This window comes from Acinetobacter sp. 24-47-47 (assembly GCF_057737035.1).
The window spans coordinates 2,312,718-2,334,220 of record NZ_CM173216.1; the positions used below are offsets into that span (position 1 = coordinate 2,312,718).

Sequence of the window (21,503 nt, forward strand, 5' to 3'; positions counted from 1 at the left end):
ATATGACAGAACGCATGACTAATTCTCGAAAAACTTTCCGTCCACAGCGTCACGATACGTTATTTTGGAAGATGTTCCTGATTTATGACATCTTTATGATGCTCATTATTTTAGTCAATTTGTTTTGTCTATGTGCCAATGCATTTTTAATGAGTAATTTTGGCTCATGGGTATTTGACACGGTTCAATTACCTCAAATTCTGGAGTTTTATAAATCCGAGCTTCACCCATGGGTCATCATTACTGAAAGTTGGTTTATCACATTTTTAATTGTTGAACTCGCTGTAAGATGGCTGATTGCAATCGTCAATAAACATCATCAGCGTTGGTTTTTCTTTCCCTTCATTCATTGGTATGAAATATTAGCTATTATCCCTTACCTTCGCTTTTTACGTTTAATTCGCGTCGGAGTGATTGCCTATAGACTGCATGAGCTAGGCTATAAAGTCATACCTAATAAATGGTTCAGACGTCTTAATTTTTACTATAACGTGATCATGGAAGAGCTCTCTGATCGTGTGGTGATTACTATCATTGATAGTGTAAAAAAAGAGTTAGACACTAGCTCAACCCATAAAAAAATCATTCATGATCTGGTGAATCACCATCGAGACATGTTTGCCACGACATTAGCGCAAGTCTTACAAGAATCTTTAGCAACCGAATTAAAACTTCAAAAAGATAATATCTCGCAAGGCGTTGGTCACATTGTCATTAAAGCAATTGAAGACACACCAGAGCTAACACAGCTCTTAAAGCTGATTCCATTGGTGGGTGGTCGTATAGAACAGCAAATCCACAACATTGGTCAACGATTAGGTGAAAATATTACCGACGGTTTAGTTGAACCTTTTATTTCTGGAACCATTGATAAACCGAATGCGCATTATCAACTCATTGCTGAAAAAATTAGCCAGCTCAATATTGATAATCATGCATTAGAACAACTCGTTGAATCTGTCGTTTATGAAAGTCTTGAGTCTTTAAGAAAACAGGTGGCAGTAAAACAATGGCAAATAGAGTTATCAAAAAACAATCAAGTCAAGGAATGATCATTTCTCTATTAATTTAATATATCCGCTAGAGAATTCTTGAGAATTGAACTAGCATTTGCACAATTAACAATTTTTACTTCGATTATAAAGCGCGAAGCAAGCAAGGAATGAATATGGCAGATATTCGGATTACCGGTAGAATGGTGAATTTTACCCGAATTACCTTTGACACCAATGATCATAATGTTATCCGCCAACAATTAAGTGCCATGATGAGTGAAACCTCTTATGAAGGTGCGCTTGTCATTCTAGACACAACCGTTGAACAAGAACTCATTGGACTCATTCAATTGGTCATCAGTTTAGGGTTACAGCCAATGGCTGTCGTTGATGGTTTAATGGGTGATGAAGCACGTGCGATCCAATTCCCAGTTCTTGCGGCTGATCGTCCTTTGCAGCGCATCAAAGCAACAAAAGAACAAGTGGTAGAAGCTCCAGCAAATACCCCTGAAGCTGAGAAGGCTCCAACACACATAGCTCCTGCAACCACACATAAAACTTCGTATCACAATGAAGTGCTTAGAACAGGACAATGTCTGGTACAAGATCACGGCGATATTATTTTAACTGCTGGAATTAATAGTGGCTCTGAAATCATCGCTTCAGGAAATATACATATTTATGGCTCTGCTCGTGGTAGAGTCATCGCCGGCGCCGGTGGCAATACAGCAGCACGAATTTTCTGTCATGTTTTAGAAGCTGAATTAGTATCTATCGCAGGAACATATTGTGTTGCAGATGATATTCCACCACATATGCTAAAAAAGTCAGTACATATCTATTTAAATGATGCTCAAGAGCTTGTCTTTGAAGCACTCGAATTTTAATGTATAACTAAACATGAGAACCCCTATAGTATTGGGGATAAACATAACAGGAGTGGATTCGGTGGCGAAAATTGTTGTCGTAACATCAGGTAAAGGTGGCGTAGGTAAAACAACTACCAGTGCATCTTTTGCAACAGGTTTAGCCCTTCGTGGCCACAAAACTGTTGTAATCGATTTTGACGTAGGTTTACGTAACCTCGACCTTATCATGGGTTGTGAGCGTCGTGTTGTTTATGATTTTGTGAATGTATTAAATAACGAAGCGAGATTACAACAAGCACTTATTCGCGATAAAGAAATCGAAAATCTATATATTTTACCTGCATCACAAACCCGTGATAAAGATGCGTTAACCGATGAAGGTGTTGCACGTGTTATGGACGAACTTTCTCAAGAGTTCGACTACATCATTTGTGACTCTCCTGCAGGTATTGAACGTGGTGCGATTTTAGCAATGTACCATGCTGATGAAGCAATCATTGTAACGAACCCTGAAATTTCATCTGTCCGAGATTCCGACCGTATTATTGGTATGTTGGACAGTAAAACGAAGAAAGTAGAAAATAACGAAGGTCGTATTCGTAAGCATCTTTGTATCACACGCTTCAACCCTGAACGTGCTGATAAGCAAGAAATGTTAACAGTCGATGATATTTCTAAAGATATCCTTCGCGTGCCAACGCTCGGTGTAATTCCTGAATGTAAAAGCGTGTTACAAGCTTCGAATGAAGGTAAGCCTGTTATTCTTTATACTGAAGAAGCAGCTGGACAAGCTTATGACGATCTTGTTGCACGCTTCCTTGGTGAAGAACGTCCATATCGTCACATCTCTGTGAAGCCGAAAGGCTGGTTAGCACGTTTATTTGGAGCATAAAGATGGCAGGATTCTGGAGTAAACTTTTTAGTAGTGATGACAAACCATCAAGTGCACAAACAGCTAAAGATCGCTTAAAAGTTATCGTGGCATCTGAAAATGGTCTAGGTAAGCGTTTAAGCCAAGATAAAATTGATTTAATGAAAAAAGAAATCATGCAAGTTGTGAATCGTTATGTGCGTGGTGTAGATGAACAGCATATACAAATGTCGGTTCGCTCAGAAGCAAATATCGAAATGCTAGAAATGAATATCAATTTGCCTGAAGAACGTTAATCTGATTTTTGATTAGTCAAGCAAATTGAATCAGGGCAAAATATGAGAGTGGCAGAAATAGGCTATTAGCTATATTCCGCCCACTTGAAGCAGAGCTTCAAGTCTTGCGACTAGACAAAGCAGTGCTTCGCTCATCTAGTCTCATATTTTGCCCTTTTTTATTGATTAAAAATACCAAGGAGATTGTGATGGCATTATCACAGCCAGCCACGTTCAATGAAGAATGGTCAGACGAGCGTGTTTTTGCCTATTTAAATCAGTTACCTCCTGAAGGTGTAAACGCTGATTTTCATGTTCTCTATCATGCTTTTAAACATATGCGTGCTAATGACTATGAGCGTTTACTCACTAAATTTATAGCAGATGGTCGAGATCTTAACGCTCAAAATCCTGAAGGCAAACGTATTCATGATGTGATCGCAGAATTCCCACGCCAAAGTGCAGAATTCCTTGCTGTTTTAGCAAAATTTGCCTAAAAACAGATAAAAAAGCCTGCTTGAGCAGGCTTTTTTGATTTAAATCTATCTTATACCTGTTAAAAAATAGTTTCGTATTAAGGTTACTTATACGTTTGGGTGAAACTTAGATTATTTCCATTGCCAACCCAATGCAATAGCACCACCAACATCACCTTGTGAACTTGCGGTTCCAGATGCTTTATAGACAAAGCGATTCGTTTCAGAAACCCCACTAAATCCAATGGCAATACCTTGCTCACCATCCCATGTACCAGCAGCTGCACTGAACATACTTGCACCAGCATAAGTTGGCTGGGGTAATGAAGCGACAGCCAAAGACGCTGCAATAGCTGCTCGAGTGTCACGTCGTTCATCGGCAAAACTCTGTTCTAAAGCATTTACACGTCGACTAGTATACTCATTGGCCTGATTCAATATTTCATTGGTTCGTATATTCGTATATTCCTGTGCATCGCTCAAAACTTGCTGATCTGCTTGACGCATTTGTTTTACATTGACTGCGTCGGTATCCGCTGTACCTGCTGCCACATTAACAATTTGGCGCTGTTGCGTAGAGGAACCCACTGAAACCGTATTGTCCCGATCGGTAGACGAAGCATTTCCTAAAAGAACAGCATTATTTGCGTCAGACGTTATATTATTCCCAAGAGCTACAGTACTATTTCCTGAAATATTGTTGAAATTACCAACTGAATGCGTATTTTCACCCGTAACCGTATTGTGATTTCCTAAAGCTGTTGCATGTTCACCAGCGACTTGTGATTCAGCCCCAATTACAATACTCTCACGACCCGATGCTACTGATGAACTTCCGATTGCAAGAGCATCTTCACCTGTTGCATTTGGTAATATTGCATTTTCACTAGGATTTGTTCCAACAGATATTGCGACAGTTCCACCACTAGCCAAAGACGTTAGCCACTGTTGTTCGGTGCCATTAAAGCCATTTTGTACAGCAATCTCAAAAGCACTAAAACCTTGATCACCTTTGTCACCTTTGTCACCTTTGTCACCTTTTAAGCCTTGAAGTCCTTGATCACCTTTATCGCCCTTGTCGCCTTTTAAGCCTTGAAGTCCTTGATCACCTTGATCTCCCTTATCACCTTTCAATCCTTGAGGACCTTGGTTACCTTTATCTCCTTTGAGTGACGTCAGCCAATCTTGCTCTGTTCCTACAAATCCATTATTCACCGCCACTTGGTAAGCACTATCACCTTGTGGTCCTACACCGCCACCAGGTCCACCGCTTGCACCTGGTATACCTTGATCCCCTTTGTCACCTTTCAACCCTTGTGGACCTTGATCACCTTTATCTCCCTTATCGCCTTTTTCACCTTTTAATGATGTAAGCCAATCTGTTTCAGAGCCCTCAAATCCATTACTCACAGCAACCTCGTACGCACTTGGTCCAGCTGGTCCAGTGGTACCTGTACCTGTTTCACCACCAACACCATTATTTTCGAGTGCAGACACTCGGTCTTTTAACGCTGTAAATTCAATATCAATCCCTCTAATTGTTTGATTTAGGTTTTGGTATGTAGAGCCTTGCATTTCAAATGAAAGGGGCATCACACTCCCCTGAAACATAGTCACCCCAGTACCCAGAATTCTTTGTAAACTGGCTGTCAATTGATCAACATTAATAGCATCATGAGCATCTAATCCCCATGCTAAGTTCATGATTCGGCGTTTTAATTGATCACTACCGACTGAAATAACATTCTCTCGATCTGCAACCGATGCACTACCTAAAGCAACAGAGTTGCTCGCATAAACCTGACTCAGCTCACCAATCGCGACTGACTCTCTTACGGATGTATAATTTGGTCCTGGTCGAATAATAATAGAACCACCGACAGCCACATTAGTGTGACCTTGCACATTACTGTTGGAGGCAAATATATGAGAACTCGTCGCACCAACCTCATTAAATCCACCAAAAATCATCGAGCCATTAGTGTTGACGTCGTGAATATTATTCATACCAACAACAACAGATTTTACAGACGAGTTTAAATTTGAAATACCTATAGAGATACCCCCTTCAGCAGTATTTGAACTACCGATCGCAATACTCCCTTCCCCCTTAACCACTTGATTATTACCAATGGCAATATTACTTGTATGATGCGTTGTGTTTTGATTTCCAATGACCACATTATTTTGCGTTGTCGTTACAGCGTTTGGTGTCACCGTATTATTCAAACCAAAAACAGTATGATTCATCCCAATATTGACGTTATTGCTTTGTCCCATAACCACACTGTTCGGTGCAACCACTGAGTTATTTTCACCACAGATGAAAGATGTAGTGTCTGAATTCGTCGCTGTGCCTGTTGAACCCTCACATTCATCAGCTTGCACCTGACTCGTCATTGCGGTTAATGCCCCAATTAAAATCAGATAACCTGTCGTCATTCCAATATTTTTTAAAGATTGTGTAAAACGTGTACGTCCAAGTTCCCCTGTTACGACTAATTTTCCATTACGATTACGGATAACTCGGTATATATGGTTCATGTAATTCCCCTTAGTTTTTGACATGGTCATGTCACTTGCAGGTTTTCCATAGTTTGCAAGAAAGACCTTTTATAATGAGGAAAATCAAACCATAAAGCTGATAATCTAGAAGCCCCCCTTTAAGGGGGGATGAAAAAAATATTTTTGTGAAAAAATGATTAATATTTACTTTTTTATCTCAATTTTTTTAAAAAAATCTATAATTTGAATTTGTTATAATCAAAACAGTTCAATCGAAGATGAATTCAATAAGTTTTCGTAAAAGTGATCGAACAAGGCTCGGCACCCTCCATCGCCTGAGAAATCTTTGCTGTACTCAACTTCCGCTCCTTACCATTGCGCCCAGTATTTTTGACTATTTGAATTTTTTGATTCCACATGATGCCTACGGTATGGCACTGACCTATCCAAATGGTGAACCTTATATACTGTATTACAAAAATCTTAACCCTCGGTCGATGAGGTATGTGCAAGAAAATACTGAATTATTCTTAAACTTAAAAACCGAAAGCCATATCCGCTGGCTCAACTGCCCTATGTTACCCAAAGTCGGAAATCTTTTACGCCCAGATGATCCGTATTTTCATAGCTTAACCTACCAGATGATTGTGCGCCAAAGCGGTCTTCACCATACACTAGATTTAAGATTAGAACGCAATCATATTCCTGCAGGAGGTATTACCCTCTATAGGCGTATGTCACACCCCTTCCAATTACAAGATCATCGTTTATTAGAACAAGCTGGTGTCTATATCGAATATGCGCTTAACAATCAAATGGAGGATGGCGACGATGTAATTGAATCAGATCAAGCGTTGTTAATCGTGAATTCTCAAAATGATTTAGTCATGATGACTGATGCTGCAAAGGATTTACTGAATCTCTTCCCGATACATTATGAATTTTGGGAACCATATAAAGCGTTGCCAAAATCATGCTATCAAGTCATCAATGAGCTTAAATATGGGCAACAAATCCCCAAGCTTAGTTTGACCATTCCTAATGGAATATTAACCCTTCGTGCTGAATGGTTAAGTAGTCAAAATACAACCGATACAAATATCGCCTTATACTTAAAGCGCTCATTACCACGCTCCCTCATTATTTTAAAAAAACTAGAAGCACTTGATCTATCCCCCCGAGAATGCCAAGTGGCTTTTTCGTTAATTACAGGCATGAATAAAAGTGAAATTTTACAAAAATTATCCATTAGCCCTGCGGTATTTAAAGATTGTGTCAAGTCAGTTTATCAAAGCTTGAATGTTCACTCTGTGAGTGAACTGATCACATTTGCCAGCCAATGGACTACCCCCAAAAACAACACTTTTTTGAGTTAAATAAAAAAAAGCAACCTATGGTTGCTTTTTCTGAGTCAGTCTTCGTTAAACTAAAATTTCACGTTTACCATTTGCGCCCATTGCACTCACGATACCGTTTTCTTCCATTTGGTCAATAATACGTGCGGCACGATTATAACCCAGACTAAACTTACGCTGTAAAGATGAAGTGGATGCTTTGCGGGTTTCTAAAACAAAAGCAACACATTGATCATAAAGTGCGTCACGGTCAGAAGCACCATCACCATCCTCAAAGCCACGTGATGCTGGCTCTTCATCAAATGGAGTGAGAATTTCATCCACATAGTTTGGTGCACCACGCTCACGCCATGCATCACAAATACGGTTCACTTCGTCATCGGCAATAAATGCACCATGCACACGCTCAGGCTCAATTTTACCTGGTCCTAAGAACAGCATATCACCATGTCCAAGCAAATCTTCTGCACCACCCGCATCCAAAATCGTACGCGAGTCAATTTTAGAGTTTACACGTAGCGCAACACGCGTCGGTATATTCGCCTTAATTAAGCCCGTGATTACATCGACGGATGGACGCTGTGTCGCAAGTAATAAATGAATGCCAGCAGCACGTGATTTTTGAGCTAAACGAGTGATCATTTCTTCCGCTTTCTTACCCACCTGCATGATCATATCTGCGAATTCATCTGCAACAATCACAATCGAAGGCAATGGTGTAAGTCTAGGTGCACGTTCTCCAGCAACTGACTCACTGGCTTTCCAAGTTGGATCAAATAGATCTTCACCATTGGCAATTGCTTCTTCAACTTTACGGTTATAGTCACTCAATTTACGTATTTTTAAGAACGACATCAGCTTATAACGACGCTCCATCTCATTCACACACCAATTTAAAGCACTGACTGCATCTTTCATGTCAGTCACAACAGGCGTGAGTAAATGCGGAATATCGTTATAGTTCGCCAATTCAAGTTGTTTAGGATCAATCAAAATAAGGCGCAATTGATCTGGCGTATATTTTAAAAGCATCGATAGAATCATCGAGTTTACAGCAACAGATTTACCTGAACCTGTGGTACCCGCAACCAACATATGTGGTGCCTTGCCCAACTCAGTAATGACTGGGTTACCAGAAATGTCTTTACCCATGGCCATGGATAAGATTCCATCTGGATCCTTAAATTTTGGAATTTGTACCAATTCAATCAGGCGCACCATCTCACGTGTACTATTCGGAACTTCAATGCCAATGTAAGGTTTTCCAGGGATCACCTCAACAACACGTACTGATGCCATCGACATTGATCGTGCTAAGTCACGAGAAATATTAGTTACTTTCGAGGCTTTCACACCAGGCGCAAGATCCAGTTCAAATCTGGTCACGACTGGACCCGGTTGAGCTTCAATCACTTTCGCTTTGACATTAAATTCTTGTAATTTAATTTCTAACAGTTCTGATAATCTTGATAATTGTTCTGCAGTGAAGTTTACTTTTTTGTTTGGGTCTACTTCATCAAGTAAATCCAAACCAGGAAGTGGTGATAAATCTTTACGGCGCTCAGCAACTTGCATTGCACGAGACATTGGACGACCAGCAGCATCTGTTAATGGCGCATCGAAATCAAACTCATCCTCTTCAACTTCAGGCTTACCTACCGTTTCTTGCCAAGCTTCTCTAAAAGCATCTTTATCTGAAGATATACGTTGTTTTTCCTCATCACTCACTTTAGTAACAGGAATTGATGATCCCTCTTGCTCAACAATGTTTTGTGGTGATGGGGCAATAGTGTCTTGCTCTGATTCATATTCTGCGACTGTATCTGACTTAGGTGAAGTCATAAATTTAATATTTGGCGTCACCAAATTTGGACGCTTGACCTCTGGATTAGACAAAGCTTCTGCTTCATCCGCAAGTGATGCAAGACCATCAAGCTCAGAAGCTAACAGATCTGCTTTAGTGATCGCTTCCGCCGCTGCGCTCGATTGACTTGCGTATACAGCACTTGCACCAATAGCTGAGGTATTTTGGATTAGGGATGCTGTATTTTGATCATCAGCAGATTGACCTGAAGGATTTGTTTGATGATGAAAAGGAGTATGAATATCTTTGGCGTGCTGTCCTTGTGGAACAACTTCAAGTAATTCATCAAAGATTTGATCATCATTCCAGTCCAAAGCAGTATCTTGAACAGTTGAGCGCTGCTCTACTCGAACGTTTTTACTTAATTCATTAATTTCTGAAGTACGTTGATCAAGCTGATCCTCCTCTGCTGCGCGCAAAAGCTCATCAATTTCTCTTTTATGATCTTCATCGCTATGCAAGGCTTTCCAAACTTCACCCGTTGGAACAATACGTTGACTCTCACGCTCTAACTCATGCGCTTTCGCGATGGTACGCTCGAGCTCAGCCTCATCATCTTCATCAAAACGATGATTTTGTTGAGACTCTTGGAAACGCATATCTTCAAATAGTTTTTCAGCAGTACGTTCATGACGCGCTTGTAATTGATCTTTTTCTTCTAAATGACTGACATCATTGAGCTCAGCTTGATGAGGGACTGGAGCTGAATCTTTTACAGGAGGTTCAATTTCTTTTTTCGCTTTTGGCTGAGTCGTCAAATCATAAGCTGATTCAGTCTCAGGTACATTTTTATAGAATAAATCTTGCAAATAAGCGGGTGTCGCCTTCAAAGTAGACCATGTCTTGTTCCACTGAATACCAAAAGCCAGTGTGATTAGAACGATGCTGAGTACGATCAGAAAAAAAACGGCGCCATAAATCGTCAAAACCTGTTTTAAACTCTCACCCAATTCGTAACCAATGATTCCACCTGAAGCGTTAGCAAGCGTATCTGCAGGCACTGACCAAAGTAAATAAAACAAACTCGCGACGGTAAGTAGAATGAAAAATTGAGCAGCAAAACGAAATGGACGACTCAAAAAACTTCTTGGCCACCACACTTGAATCGCTTCAATGAATAAATAAATTGGGATCAGTAAACTTGCCCAGCCCAGAAATCCAAATAAGAGATCTGCAATCCAAGCACCTGCGACACCACTTGCATTTGAAACTTGTTGAGTATCACTCGAAATATGCATCCAACCCGGATCAAATGGCGTATAAGTCACTGTTGCTAAAAACAGATAAATACCAAATGATATTAAGAAGAATGTTAAAACTAAGCGCTGTGCATATACACTCGACACCGCAGTCATATACTGTCCTGTAAACGATTATTCATTAATGTTCTAATGTTGAAATGGAACAATTTCTTCATTATAGAAAACTTACTATTATGCACCTGTTCATTAAAAAAAGGTGCAGCTTTCTAAGGTTTCCTTGTTAACACTTTTAACTATATAGCTCAATTCGATTTAGTTGATCAATATAATCCACATTCATTCCACACAACTGTGGTGAAGTTTCACGTATAATTTTCAGCAAGTCGATATATCAAATTAAAAGGATGCTTATACATGAGCGCTCGTCACTCAAGATTGATTATTTTAGGTTCTGGTCCTGCGGGTTATAGCGCAGCTGTATATGCTGCACGAGCAAATTTAAAACCAACTTTAATCGCAGGTATGCAATTGGGTGGTCAGCTCACCACAACTACAGAAGTTGATAACTGGCCAGGTGATCCTGAAGGCTTAACAGGTCCTGCTTTAATGGAGCGTATGCAAGCTCACGCAGAACGTTTTGGTACTGAATTGGTTTACGATCACATTAACGAAGTTGACTTAAATGTACGTCCATTCGTTTTAAAAGGTGATATGGAAGAATACACGTGTGATGCTTTGATCATTGCAACAGGCGCTACGGCTCAATACTTAGGATTAGAATCCGAAGCTGCTTATATGGGTCAAGGTGTGAGTGCATGTGCAACTTGTGATGGTTTCTTCTATAAAAATCAAAAAGTCATGGTTGTCGGTGGTGGTAACACTGCGGTTGAAGAAGCGCTTTATTTATCAAACATTGCTTCACATGTAACACTTGTACATCGTCGCGATAAATTACGTTCTGAAAAAATCCTTCAAGATCATCTTTTTGCAAAAGAGAAAGAAGGGAAAATCAGCATCATCTGGAACCATGAAGTTGAAGAAGTACTTGGTAACCCTCAAGATGGCGTTACTAGTGTTCGTTTGAAATCTACAACTGATACTACAACTCAAAACGTTGAAGTGACTGGATTGTTCGTCGCTATAGGCCACAAACCTAATACTGCAATGTTTGAAGGTCAGCTTGAACTACGTGATGGTTATATCCAAGTTCAAAGTGGTACACGTGGTAATGCAACTGCGACTTCTGTTGAAGGCGTATTTGCTGCAGGTGATGTTGCAGACAATATCTACCGCCAAGCAATTACATCAGCAGGTTCAGGTTGTATGGCTGCTTTAGACGCTGAGAAATATTTAGACAACTAATATTTATTTAAAAACCCAAAAAACCACCTTCGGGTGGTTTTTTTATTCTTTCAACTTGGCATAATCATTTTAAACATTTTTATCTTCGGTTTTTCATTATTATTTTTAGAACTTAATCCCTATGCTCCCTCCTTCTGAATTTATTTTCCCTAATCCAATTGAATCCGATCCCGAAGGGCAAGGACTAATCTGTATAGGTGCTGACCTCTCCCCTTCTACATTATTTGAAGCTTATACACATGGTTTATTTCCTTGGTTTTCCGAAGGTGAGCCGATCTGCTGGTGGAGTCCAGAACCTCGCTGCATTATCTACCCTTCGTCATACCATCCAAGTAAATCACTCATTCGTAACATGAAAAAACATGATTATACGATTACCATTAACCGTGATTTTGAACATGTGATACGTTCTTGCTCATTACCACGAAGTTATGCCAATGAAACATGGATTAATGAAGATATCATTCAGGGTTACTGTTCATTATTTGAGTCAGGCTATGCATATAGTGTCGAAGTACGCAGAGAAAATTCGATTGTCGGCGGGCTGTATGGTGTCTCTATAGGTCAGGGTATTTTTGGTGAATCCATGTTTAGTCGAGAGACTGATGTTTCAAAAATGGCTTTTTATACCCTCATGTTGATCAGCCTTGAAAACCAGGCACCCTGGGTTGACTGTCAATTGGTGAATGATCATCTCATGAGCTTAGGTGCTTGCACAATTTCTCGCCAAGACTACCTTAATTCGTTACAAGATGTGATAAAACAGCCTCAGATTGATTGGCAAAAGTATAAAGACGGTGTATTTTCAAGTAAAACAATAGCATTTGATCAACGACTCATGGATTGAGAAATAGGAGGGACAATATGAATTCTTATCAACCCCAGTCCCTATTAAATGAATTGCAGTATTACATTACACCACCGCATGACTGCAGTTATCTTCCCGAGAAATCAGCACGGATGGTCTTTTTAGATCCTGCTCATAAAATCGACGTTGTAACTTTATCAGAATTGTCTCGTGTAGGATTTCGAAGAAGCGGAGATTTTGTCTATCGACCTGAATGTCATTTGTGTCGACAATGCCTTTCATGTCGTGTACCTGTTGATGCTTTTAAAATGAACAGTCAACAAAAGAAAGCTTGGAAACGTAATCAAGACTTAGAAGTTAGAATAACCCAAACTCAAGATGCTACTGATTTACACTATCAACTCTATGAACGTTACATCAATGAGCGTCATTCAGATGGAGATATGTTCCCCCCTAGCTATGATCAATTCGAGAAGTTTTTGATTCACAGTTGTAGCAATAGTTTCTTTATAGAACTTTGGAAAGATGATCGACTCATTTGTGTCTCAACCTGCGATGTATTAGATGATGGAATATCCGCCGTCTATACATTTTTTGATCCAGATGAATCCAAACGTTCTTTAGGTGTTTTTGCAGTCCTTAAGCAAATTGAATATGTAAAGCAGCACAATCAAGAGTTTGTATATTTAGGATATTGGGTACCCCATTCATTCAAAATGAACTATAAGTCCCAATATGCGCCTTTTGAATTATTACTGGATGGTCAATGGCGACGTGTTAATAAAATGCTCAGCAACGAAGAAATCGATCAATTAGGTCATATGCTGATGACGACACTTCCCTCTGAATGGAATAACTTTATTGTAAAGTAGGGTATTGAATTTTGTCACTTGAATAAATCTGCAAAATTATCACTGCATGCCTTTACCATAATGATGGCATGCTCTTTTCCACCATCTAATGTTGGATAATAGTTTTTACGCATATCAATTTGATGAAATCCGGATTTCTCATATAGTGCAATCGCAGCCTTATTACTTTCTCGGACCTCTAAAAAGATTTGTACGGGATCATTATTGAGTTGAGCCATTGAAGCTTCAAGCAATTGATATCCCAACCCTTTTCCACGCATTTTCGGATGAACTGCCATCAACAGCAAATTTGCTTCATCCAATACAGGCTGTAAAATACAGAAACCAACAACACGATTCTGGTATTCAATCACTGTGGATTGATATGAATCAACCGCTTCTGAAAATTGTTTTTTTGTCCAAGGATGCGTCTGCCCCAAACTTTCAATTTCATATACCACCTCAACATCTGATGTCAGCATCGGTCGAATCATAATCATTACATTGCATTTTTTAAGTTAGTACATTATAGAAAGTTCGAAAATAAATGAAATAAAAAAAGGCAGCTTACGCTGCCCGAATGCACAAAAGTAAATACTTAAAAACCGAGTTTTGCTTTCCATGTTGCCAATAAACCCACGGTATCCAAATCATTCGGATGGAAGCCTGGTTTAAAATAAGCCAACATTTCCTTACCCATACCAGAAATAATGCCTTTAGATGGACTATATCCATAGGTATAAATATCTTTCAAAGATGCAATATTTAACTGTTTATCGTCTTTCAATAAACGCGCTACAAAATAAGTCTGCACCATGAATAGCACAACCATTGCTGCCACTAAAGAAGATGTTCGAGCAAGATAAGATTTGATTCCTTTACCGAACACACCTTCAAATACATCATATGCGACAGCCTTATGCTCATTTTCTTCAATGGCATGCCAAGCCCACATCGTCGCCATTGTTTCATCAGTCATTAATGCTTGAATATGTTCGTTACGCAATAATTCTGAGGCAATGGTTGCTGTAAAATGTTCTAGCGCAGTCGTTCCCATCAGATCGATCATTTCTTGTGAAATACCAAATGGTTTCATAACGGTGCTAGCTGACTTACGAAAAGTTTGAATGACCGTATCTGTGGCTTTTTCAAGTGCAGCAACATCATGACCAAATTTTTGTGCTGATGCATTAAAGCCAGCATGCTCATGTGTATGCATTGCTTCCTGACCAATAAATGCTGAAATCTCTTTTTGGAGATCTTCATTATCTTTAATGGCTGGATGTTGGCGAACTGCACGGACTGAATCGATAAAGAATTTTTCACCTGCAGGAAATAATGCAGATAACGCTGTCATGAAATGAGTTAATCCTGCTGAACCATTCATCCAATATTCTGGTACGTGATCAAAATCAAATTGCATACGACGTACTGGAAATGATGCACCGGCACGATTTGTAATATTTACTTTAGCATTCATTGCTGGACTCCTATTCGGGATCTATCCAAATCTAGTTTTATGATTCTTTTCATTACTTCATCTTAGTGATTTATTATTTTTATGATAAATGCCTTATAGGTCACATCATTATCAGTTAAGGACAGCTTACAACTCTTATTGTCTAACAATTTTATAGATTCCATAAAAAAAACGCCCCAAAGGGGCGTTTCTTTCACACAATCAATACTTATGCAGTTACTTTAGCAACAACACCAGCACCAACTGTACGACCACCTTCACGGATCGCAAAACGTAGACCTGGGTCCATTGCGATTGGGTGGATTAATTCTACTGACATTTCTACGTTGTCACCAGGCATAACCATTTCAACGCCTTCTTGCAATTGAATCGCGCCAGTTACGTCAGTTGTACGGAAGTAGAACTGTGGACGGTAACCGTTAAGGAATGGAGTGTGACGACCACCTTCTTCTTTAGAAAGTACGTATACTTCTGCATCGAATTTAGTGTGTGGCTTGATCGCACCTGGTTTAGAAAGTACTTGACCACGTTGTACGTCTTCACGCTTAGTACCACGTAATAAGATACCACAGTTCTCGCCCGCACGACCTTCGTCTAGAAGTTTACGGAACATTTCAACGCCAGTTACTGTCGTTTTAACTGTGTCTTTGATACCTACGATTTCAACTTCTTCGCCTACTTTCACGATACCAGCTTCTACACGGCCAGTTACTACTGTACCACGACCAGAAATCGAGAATACGTCTTCGATTGGCATTAAGAATGCTTTATCAATAGCACGCTCTGGCTCTGGGATGTAAGTGTCAAGCGCTTCAACAAGAGCAACAACTGCATCTTCACCGAACTGACCAGCTTCACCGTTAAGTGCAGCAAGAGCAGAACCACGGATAACTGGAGTGTCATCACCTGGGAAGTCATAAGTAGAAAGAAGTTCACGAACTTCCATTTCAACCAGCTCAAGAAGCTCTTCGTCGTCTACAAGGTCACATTTGTTTAAGAATACAACGATGTATGGAACACCTACTTGGCGAGAAAGAAGGATGTGTTCACGAGTTTGTGGCATTGGACCATCAGTCGCAGCACATACAAGGATCGCGCCGTCCATTTGAGCAGCACCAGTAATCATGTTTTTAACATAATCGGCGTGGCCCGGGCAGTCTACGTGAGCGTAGTGACGAGTTGGAGAATCGTATTCTACGTGTGATGTATTAATTGTAATACCACGTGCTTTTTCTTCTGGTGCAGAGTCGATTGCAGCGTAGTCTTTAGCTTCACCACCGAATTTCTTCGCACATACAGTTGCGATAGCAGCAGTTAAAGTTGTTTTACCATGGTCAACGTGACCGATTGTGCCCACGTTAACGTGTGGCTTATTACGTTCAAACTTAGCCTTAGCCATGAGATCTTCCTTTTTAAACTACTCATGGAGGATCACTCCATGAGCACTTGGTTTTAAACTATGAATTAGTTGGGCTTATAGTAATCGAAAGATTACTCGTCGTCACCTTTTTTACCACCAGCTTGGAACTTAGCAATGATGCCTTCAGCCACGTTACGTGGAGTTTCAGCATATTTAGCAAATTCCATAGAGTAAGTCGCACGACCTTGAGACATAGAACGCATGTGTGTTGCGTAACCGAACATCTCAGAAAGTGGAACTTCAGCACGGATTGCTTTAGTACCGCCAGGTAAATCGTCCATACCTTGAACCATACCACGACGACGGTTTAAGTCACCCATGATATCGCCCATGTAGTCTTCTGGAGTTTCTACTTCAACTTTCATGATAGGTTCAAGAAGAACAGGATCTGCTTTCATGAAACCATCACGGAATGCGTAAGAACCCGCCATTTTGAACGATAATTCGTCAGAGTCGACATCATGGTAAGAACCATCGAACAATGTCGCTTTGATGCCAACAACTGGGTAACCAGCTAGGACACCATTCTTCATACGTTCTTGAATACCTTTGTCTACAGCACCAAAGAATTCTTTAGGTACAACACCACCAACAACTTCTTCAGCGAACTCGTAGTCTTTACCAGCTTCAGGATCCATTGGCTCTAAACGTACATATACGTGACCGAATTTACCTTTACCACCAGTTTGACGAACAAACTTACCTTCTTGCTCAACAGATTTTTTAATCGTTTCGCGGTAAGCAACCATTGGTTTACCAATGTTCGCTTCAACACCGAATTCACGCTTCATACGGTCAACGATGATGTCAAGGTGAAGCTCACCCATACCAGCAATAATAGTCTGACCAGATTCTTCATCAGTACGAACGCGGAATGATGGATCTTCTTTCGCCAAGCGACCCAAAGCAACTGACATTTTTTCTTGGTCAGCTTTAGTTTTAGGTTCAACTGCAAGTGCAATTACTGGCTCTGGGAATTCCATACGCTCCAATGTGATCACGTTGTTTTCATCACAAAGTGTATCACCTGTAGTCGTATCTTTAAGACCTACACATGCCGCGATATCGCCCGCACGAATTTCTTCGATGTCATGACGGTCATTAGCGTGCATCTGTACAATACGGCCAACACGTTCACGTTTAGATTTAACAGGGTTATAAACTGCACTACCAGCTTTTAGAACACCTGAGTAAACACGAACGAATGTCAAGTTACCAACGAATTTGTCGTTCATAATTTTGAACGCAAGCGCAGCAAACGGTGCTTCATCAGACGCTTCACGAGAACCTTCTGTCTCATCTTTGTCGTCTAAGATACCTTTAATTGCTTCAACGTCAGTAGGTGCTGGTAAGAATTCAATAACAGCATCCAACATACGTTGAACACCTTTGTTTTTGAATGCTGAACCACAAAGCATTGGTTGAATTTCATTCAACAATGTACGTGCACGAAGACCACCGATGATTTCTTCTTTAGTCAAATCACCTTCTTCTAGGTACTTATCCATGAGTTCTTCTGATGCTTCTGCAGCAGCTTCAACCATGTTCGTACGCCATTCTTGAGCAAGCTCAACAAGGTCAGCAGGAATTTCACCGTATTCAAACTTCATACCTTGAGATGCTTCATCCCAGATAATCGCTTTCATTTCGATAAGGTCTACTACACCTTGGAAGTTTTCTTCTGCGCCAACAGGAATCACGATTGGCACTGGATTACCACCAAGACGTGTTTTCACTTGTTCAACAGCACGGAAGAAGTTTGCACCAGTACGGTCCATTTTGTTAACGAACGCAATACGAGGTACTTTATATTTATTTGCTTGACGCCATACAGTTTCTGACTGAGGTTGTACACCACCTACAGCACAGTAAACCATGCACGCGCCGTCAAGAACACGCATAGAACGCTCAACTTCGATCGTGAAGTCAACGTGTCCCGGTGTGTCAATTACGTTAATACGGTGTTGTTCGAACTGGTTACCCATACCTTTCCAGAAGCAAGTTACTGCTGCTGAAGTAATAGTAATACCACGTTCTTGCTCTTGTTCCATCCAGTCAGTTGTTGCTGAACCTTCGTGAGTTTCACCTAGTTTGTGGCTCTCACCTGTGTAGAACAAAATACGTTCAGAAGTCGTTGTTTTACCAGCATCAATGTGTGCTGAGATACCAATGTTACGGTAACGAGAAATTGGGGTTTGACGAGCCATGATTTCTTGCATTCCTAAATTTTGTTGTTTAAAACAGGACGCTTTAAGCTGCTGAGCAGCTTAAAGCGATTCGATGACAAATCAGTGAAACCCGACTTACCACCCTCCTGAATAGGGGCTGTTTTATCCGCTTAGAAACGGTAGTGAGAGAAGGCTTTGTTGGCTTCAGCCATACGATGCACATCTTCACGTTTCTTGATCGCTGAACCTTTACCTTCAGCTGCGTCAAGCAACTCACCAGCAAGGCGTAACGCCATAGTTTTTTCAGAACGCTTAGCAGCAGCATCTACTAACCAACGCATCGCTAAAGCAGTACGACGGGATGGGCGTACTTCCATAGGAACTTGGTATGTAGCACCACCAACACGGCGTGCTTTTACTTCGACCATAGGACGAACTTTTTCAAGAGTAGTCTCGAAAAATTCAACTGGGTCTACTTTAGATTTTTCTTGAACGCGGTCTAAAGCACCGTAAACGATACTTTCAGCAATAGATTTTTTACCATCTTGCATTACGTGGTTCATGAACTTAGCGATTGTTTGGCTGCCGAACTTAGGATCCGGAAGGATTTCACGAGCAGCGACTACGCGACGTCTTGGCATTTTAATACTACCTATAAATATGACACTTCAGGTTTATCCAGCAGCAGTACAAAGTGTCATGTACTATTCGCTGGCCTTACTACACGTCGCTTGAATTTCACAAAATTAAATGCAGAAATCAGACAAGCGAGACGATAAAGGATTGCAGTTCTATACGTTTAAGAAAATGATCTAGTTAGATTATTTCTTAGGACGCTTAGTACCGTATTTAGAACGAGACTGGTTACGATCTTTAACACCAGCACAGTCTAAAGAACCACGAACGGTATGGTAACGTACACCTGGTAAGTCTTTAACACGACCACCACGGATAAGAACAACACTGTGCTCTTGTAGGTTATGGCCTTCACCACCGATATAGCTAGATACTTCAAAACCTGAAGTTAAGCGAACACGGCAAACTTTACGCATTGCTGAGTTAGGTTTTTTAGGTGTAGTTGTGTAAACACGTGTACAAACACCACGACGTTGTGGACAAGCCTTCAACGCAGGAACTTTTGATTTTTCAATCAAAGTCGTACGACCCTTACGGATCAACTGATTTGTTGTTGCCATGTGGCAATTCTCCCGTTAATAAAAAGCCCCAAAAAATACTACTTTTTGAGGGCATGCAATTGTAAGCCAAGAAGTAAAAATGGTCAACATTCAACATGACATCAAATATTGACCATTGTGTGCTTACAACGAAATTTTCAGAATGATTTGATCAACCATTCATAACTAAATTTATTGTTTTTTCTGTGAAGTAGGTAGTGAGTTTGCTGCTTCGTCTTTCTTTTTTGAATTACGACGCTTAGGGGGCACTTTTACCTGCACAATAGGTTCGCCTTGAGGCTGGTCTTTATCAGCGTCTTGAACACTTTCATTAGAAGCCGATTCCACATGTTTTTCAGCTAAGGCCTTAAGACCATCCTCAACACTGACCACTTCTTCTTTTTCAGACTCGGTAGATTTTGCTTCAATTTTAATTGCTGAAATTGAATCATTATGAACTGCAGACTCATCAACTTGAATAGACTCTTCTCCTTCAAGTTTTTTTGCAAACTCTTCAACCTCAACCACTAACTCATTATTGATTGACACTGCGGAATTCAATGCGAGTGAAGATTGCTTTAATAATTCTGTACCGCGCTCAAAGGCCTCCTGAACAGATACCTGCTCATCTGGATGTTGGAGAATGTACTTCTGCGCTCCTGAAAAAACAGCTCTAGCTTTAGTATGAGCCTCTTCCACCAAACGCCAGCTATATACTGCACCAATACCAGCACCAGCCACAGGTGCTAATTTAGATAAAATTGAAATTTGAGGAATCTGATTCAACCAATTCCATTTATAACCACCTTCAGGATTACTCAGCCAATTTTTTAAAGCCGTGAAGTCGTTACTAGAGCCCAATAGGGTTTGTAGCTGATGAGTATCTTGTGTTTCCAATAAATTTGCGACTGTTCTTAATGCCACTAAAAGTGTTTGCTTTTCCGCAATAACACCTAAATCGACTTGTTTGAATACATACTCAACGATCTCTTGCTCTTGACGATGATTAAGTTCAAAACCGTGCGCGCGCCCTTCTTGGTAAATACTACGCAACGTAAATGCCAACGAGAAAGGAATATCGATGGCCGTACCAACTACGCCTGTCGCACCAGACACTGCCCCCTGAACCGCTGCAATCAACTTATTTTGATTGGCTAATGCTTCACCGATACGATTCGCACGATCAGGGCTTGATTTAAGTTCATCCAAGCTTTTTGCACCAACTTCCTTTAATACATGCTCAACTGAACTTAACTCAGAAACAAAATCATTCAATTTATCAAAAAAATAATCTGCAACTTTGTTGTTTAAGTCCGGAGAGATAAAAGAAGCAACATTATTTAATTTACTGTAATGACGACCAAAAATTTTTTGAGAAACTTGAGGGACATGATCACGAAATAATTGTTGAGGGGTTTCGTACTTTTTTTGTTCAGTCATTTTTCTCTCATCTAAAGTTATGTCAATAATTTTTTGTGGATCAGGTTGTTGCGTCAATTTCGCAATTGATCCTGGTGCAACATGTTGTGCCAGTTCAAATCCAGTTGCACTGAGCTTTTTAGCCACTCCAAATGCTTTTAATACCAGTCCGCTAGATTGCTTATTATTAGAATTTGCCATTTACAACCCTCCTTCGCATTTATCACTTATGTTTAAAATTCTATGCGCAGTCAAGAGTTATCTCAACTTTATCGTGTTTTATTCGGTTGCAATATAGTGAACATATCTGCCAATAAGCGTTTTAACGCTGCGATATTGATTTGCCATAAGAATTTAAAATAGATTCTGATATCATGATACGAATTTTTGACAAGATCTTATGGACTT

18 protein-coding genes are annotated in these 21,503 nt (G+C 40.2%); 9 read left to right on the top strand and 9 right to left on the bottom strand.

Annotation, left to right across the window (positions count from 1 at the left end):
- Positions 1-14 precede the first annotated feature (14 nt).
- The 5 genes from AC1M9E_RS10810 (at position 15) to AC1M9E_RS10830 (ending at position 3,507) form a co-directional block, all read left to right on the top strand.
- On the top strand, positions 15-1,052 hold the full coding sequence (locus AC1M9E_RS10810) for a preprotein translocase subunit SecA (protein WP_488224780.1): 1,038 nt from the start codon (positions 15-17) through the stop codon (positions 1,050-1,052).
- 116 nt (positions 1,053-1,168) lie between these two features.
- Positions 1,169-1,882 (top strand): septum site-determining protein MinC, encoded by a 714-nt coding sequence (gene minC / locus AC1M9E_RS10815; RefSeq protein ID WP_481587882.1) that lies wholly within the window; start codon positions 1,169-1,171, stop codon positions 1,880-1,882.
- 61 nt (positions 1,883-1,943) lie between these two features.
- On the top strand, positions 1,944-2,756 hold the full coding sequence (gene minD / locus AC1M9E_RS10820) for a septum site-determining protein MinD (RefSeq protein WP_035267390.1): 813 nt from the start codon (positions 1,944-1,946) through the stop codon (positions 2,754-2,756).
- A 2-nt stretch (positions 2,757-2,758) separates the two neighbouring features.
- Positions 2,759-3,031: a cell division topological specificity factor MinE gene (gene minE / locus AC1M9E_RS10825; protein ID WP_035267388.1), complete on the top strand. Its 273-nt coding sequence runs from the start codon at positions 2,759-2,761 to the stop codon at positions 3,029-3,031.
- A gap of 188 nt (positions 3,032-3,219) precedes the next feature.
- Positions 3,220-3,507 (top strand): PA4642 family protein, encoded by a 288-nt coding sequence (locus AC1M9E_RS10830; RefSeq protein ID WP_035267385.1) that lies wholly within the window; start codon positions 3,220-3,222, stop codon positions 3,505-3,507.
- A gap of 111 nt (positions 3,508-3,618) precedes the next feature.
- On the opposite strand, the gene AC1M9E_RS10835 is transcribed toward AC1M9E_RS10830, so the two are convergent.
- Positions 3,619-6,030, bottom strand: coding sequence for a YadA-like family protein (locus tag AC1M9E_RS10835; RefSeq protein ID WP_488224781.1), 2,412 nt, complete (start codon positions 6,028-6,030; stop codon positions 3,619-3,621).
- A 467-nt stretch (positions 6,031-6,497) separates the two neighbouring features.
- Between AC1M9E_RS10835 and AC1M9E_RS10840 the strand changes: the two genes are divergently transcribed.
- The gene (locus AC1M9E_RS10840; RefSeq protein ID WP_035267383.1) at positions 6,498-7,367 is read left to right on the top strand and encodes a helix-turn-helix transcriptional regulator; all 870 of its coding nucleotides are present in this window, start codon (positions 6,498-6,500) and stop codon (positions 7,365-7,367) included.
- Positions 7,368-7,412: 45 nt separating this feature from the next.
- Here AC1M9E_RS10840 and AC1M9E_RS10845 read toward each other — a convergent pair whose 3' ends face one another.
- The gene (locus tag AC1M9E_RS10845) at positions 7,413-10,565 is read right to left on the bottom strand and encodes a DNA translocase FtsK 4TM domain-containing protein (protein WP_481953860.1); all 3,153 of its coding nucleotides are present in this window, start codon (positions 10,563-10,565) and stop codon (positions 7,413-7,415) included.
- 261 nt (positions 10,566-10,826) lie between these two features.
- On the opposite strand from AC1M9E_RS10845, the gene trxB reads away from it, so the two are divergent.
- From trxB to AC1M9E_RS10860, 3 genes are all read left to right on the top strand, one after another.
- Complete coding sequence (trxB, locus tag AC1M9E_RS10850) at positions 10,827-11,774, top strand: thioredoxin-disulfide reductase (protein ID WP_035267378.1); 948 nt, start codon at positions 10,827-10,829, stop codon at positions 11,772-11,774.
- 115 nt (positions 11,775-11,889) lie between these two features.
- Positions 11,890-12,621 (top strand): leucyl/phenylalanyl-tRNA--protein transferase, encoded by a 732-nt coding sequence (aat, locus tag AC1M9E_RS10855; RefSeq protein WP_481587889.1) that lies wholly within the window; start codon positions 11,890-11,892, stop codon positions 12,619-12,621.
- A gap of 17 nt (positions 12,622-12,638) precedes the next feature.
- Complete coding sequence (locus tag AC1M9E_RS10860; RefSeq protein ID WP_481591894.1) at positions 12,639-13,454, top strand: arginyltransferase; 816 nt, start codon at positions 12,639-12,641, stop codon at positions 13,452-13,454.
- Between the two features lie 14 nt (positions 13,455-13,468).
- Here AC1M9E_RS10860 and rimI read toward each other — a convergent pair whose 3' ends face one another.
- From rimI to AC1M9E_RS10895, 7 genes are all read right to left on the bottom strand, one after another.
- Complete coding sequence (gene rimI / locus AC1M9E_RS10865) at positions 13,469-13,927, bottom strand: ribosomal protein S18-alanine N-acetyltransferase (protein WP_481591951.1); 459 nt, start codon at positions 13,925-13,927, stop codon at positions 13,469-13,471.
- Between the two features lie 104 nt (positions 13,928-14,031).
- On the bottom strand, positions 14,032-14,913 hold the full coding sequence (locus tag AC1M9E_RS10870) for a metal-dependent hydrolase (protein ID WP_035267371.1): 882 nt from the start codon (positions 14,911-14,913) through the stop codon (positions 14,032-14,034).
- Positions 14,914-15,121: 208 nt separating this feature from the next.
- Positions 15,122-16,312, bottom strand: a complete 1,191-nt coding sequence (gene tuf, locus AC1M9E_RS10875; protein WP_481592547.1) for an elongation factor Tu — start codon at positions 16,310-16,312, stop codon at positions 15,122-15,124.
- A gap of 92 nt (positions 16,313-16,404) precedes the next feature.
- Entirely contained in the window at positions 16,405-18,540 is a 2,136-nt protein-coding gene (fusA, locus tag AC1M9E_RS10880; RefSeq protein WP_035268315.1) for an elongation factor G, read from the bottom strand.
- A 131-nt stretch (positions 18,541-18,671) separates the two neighbouring features.
- Positions 18,672-19,142 carry a 30S ribosomal protein S7 gene (gene rpsG, locus AC1M9E_RS10885; protein ID WP_004648014.1) on the bottom strand — a complete coding sequence of 157 codons (471 nt, stop codon included), beginning with the start codon at positions 19,140-19,142 and terminating at the stop codon, positions 18,672-18,674.
- A gap of 180 nt (positions 19,143-19,322) precedes the next feature.
- Positions 19,323-19,697, bottom strand: a complete 375-nt coding sequence (rpsL, locus tag AC1M9E_RS10890; protein ID WP_004648013.1) for a 30S ribosomal protein S12 — start codon at positions 19,695-19,697, stop codon at positions 19,323-19,325.
- A gap of 171 nt (positions 19,698-19,868) precedes the next feature.
- A complete protein-coding gene (locus AC1M9E_RS10895) occupies positions 19,869-21,296 on the bottom strand; it encodes an EcsC family protein (RefSeq protein WP_481596647.1) in 1,428 nt (475 codons plus the stop codon).
- Positions 21,297-21,503: the final 207 nt, after the last annotated feature.

Excerpts from the sequence above, each read along its gene's own strand:
- trxB (WP_035267378.1), top strand. The coding sequence starts at position 10,827 with ATGAGCGCTCGTCACTCAAGATTGATTATTTTAGGTTCTGGTCCTGCG.
- rimI (WP_481591951.1), bottom strand. The coding sequence starts at position 13,927 with ATGATTCGACCGATGCTGACATCAGATGTTGAGGTGGTATATGAAATT.
- AC1M9E_RS10895 (WP_481596647.1), bottom strand. The coding sequence starts at position 21,296 with ATGGCAAATTCTAATAATAAGCAATCTAGCGGACTGGTATTAAAAGCA.
- AC1M9E_RS10835 (WP_488224781.1), bottom strand. The coding sequence starts at position 6,030 with ATGAACCATATATACCGAGTTATCCGTAATCGTAATGGAAAATTAGTC.
- minE (WP_035267388.1), top strand. The coding sequence starts at position 2,759 with ATGGCAGGATTCTGGAGTAAACTTTTTAGTAGTGATGACAAACCATCA.
- minC (WP_481587882.1), top strand. The coding sequence starts at position 1,169 with ATGGCAGATATTCGGATTACCGGTAGAATGGTGAATTTTACCCGAATT.
- rpsG (WP_004648014.1), bottom strand. The coding sequence starts at position 19,142 with ATGCCAAGACGTCGCGTAGTCGCTGCTCGTGAAATCCTTCCGGATCCT.
- AC1M9E_RS10860 (WP_481591894.1), top strand. The coding sequence starts at position 12,639 with ATGAATTCTTATCAACCCCAGTCCCTATTAAATGAATTGCAGTATTAC.
- tuf (WP_481592547.1), bottom strand. The coding sequence starts at position 16,312 with ATGGCTAAGGCTAAGTTTGAACGTAATAAGCCACACGTTAACGTGGGC.
- AC1M9E_RS10845 (WP_481953860.1), bottom strand. The coding sequence starts at position 10,565 with ATGACTGCGGTGTCGAGTGTATATGCACAGCGCTTAGTTTTAACATTC.
- AC1M9E_RS10810 (WP_488224780.1), top strand. The coding sequence starts at position 15 with ATGACTAATTCTCGAAAAACTTTCCGTCCACAGCGTCACGATACGTTA.
- fusA (WP_035268315.1), bottom strand. The coding sequence starts at position 18,540 with ATGGCTCGTCAAACCCCAATTTCTCGTTACCGTAACATTGGTATCTCA.
- rpsL (WP_004648013.1), bottom strand. The coding sequence starts at position 19,697 with ATGGCAACAACAAATCAGTTGATCCGTAAGGGTCGTACGACTTTGATT.
- AC1M9E_RS10870 (WP_035267371.1), bottom strand. The coding sequence starts at position 14,913 with ATGAATGCTAAAGTAAATATTACAAATCGTGCCGGTGCATCATTTCCA.
- AC1M9E_RS10830 (WP_035267385.1), top strand. The coding sequence starts at position 3,220 with ATGGCATTATCACAGCCAGCCACGTTCAATGAAGAATGGTCAGACGAG.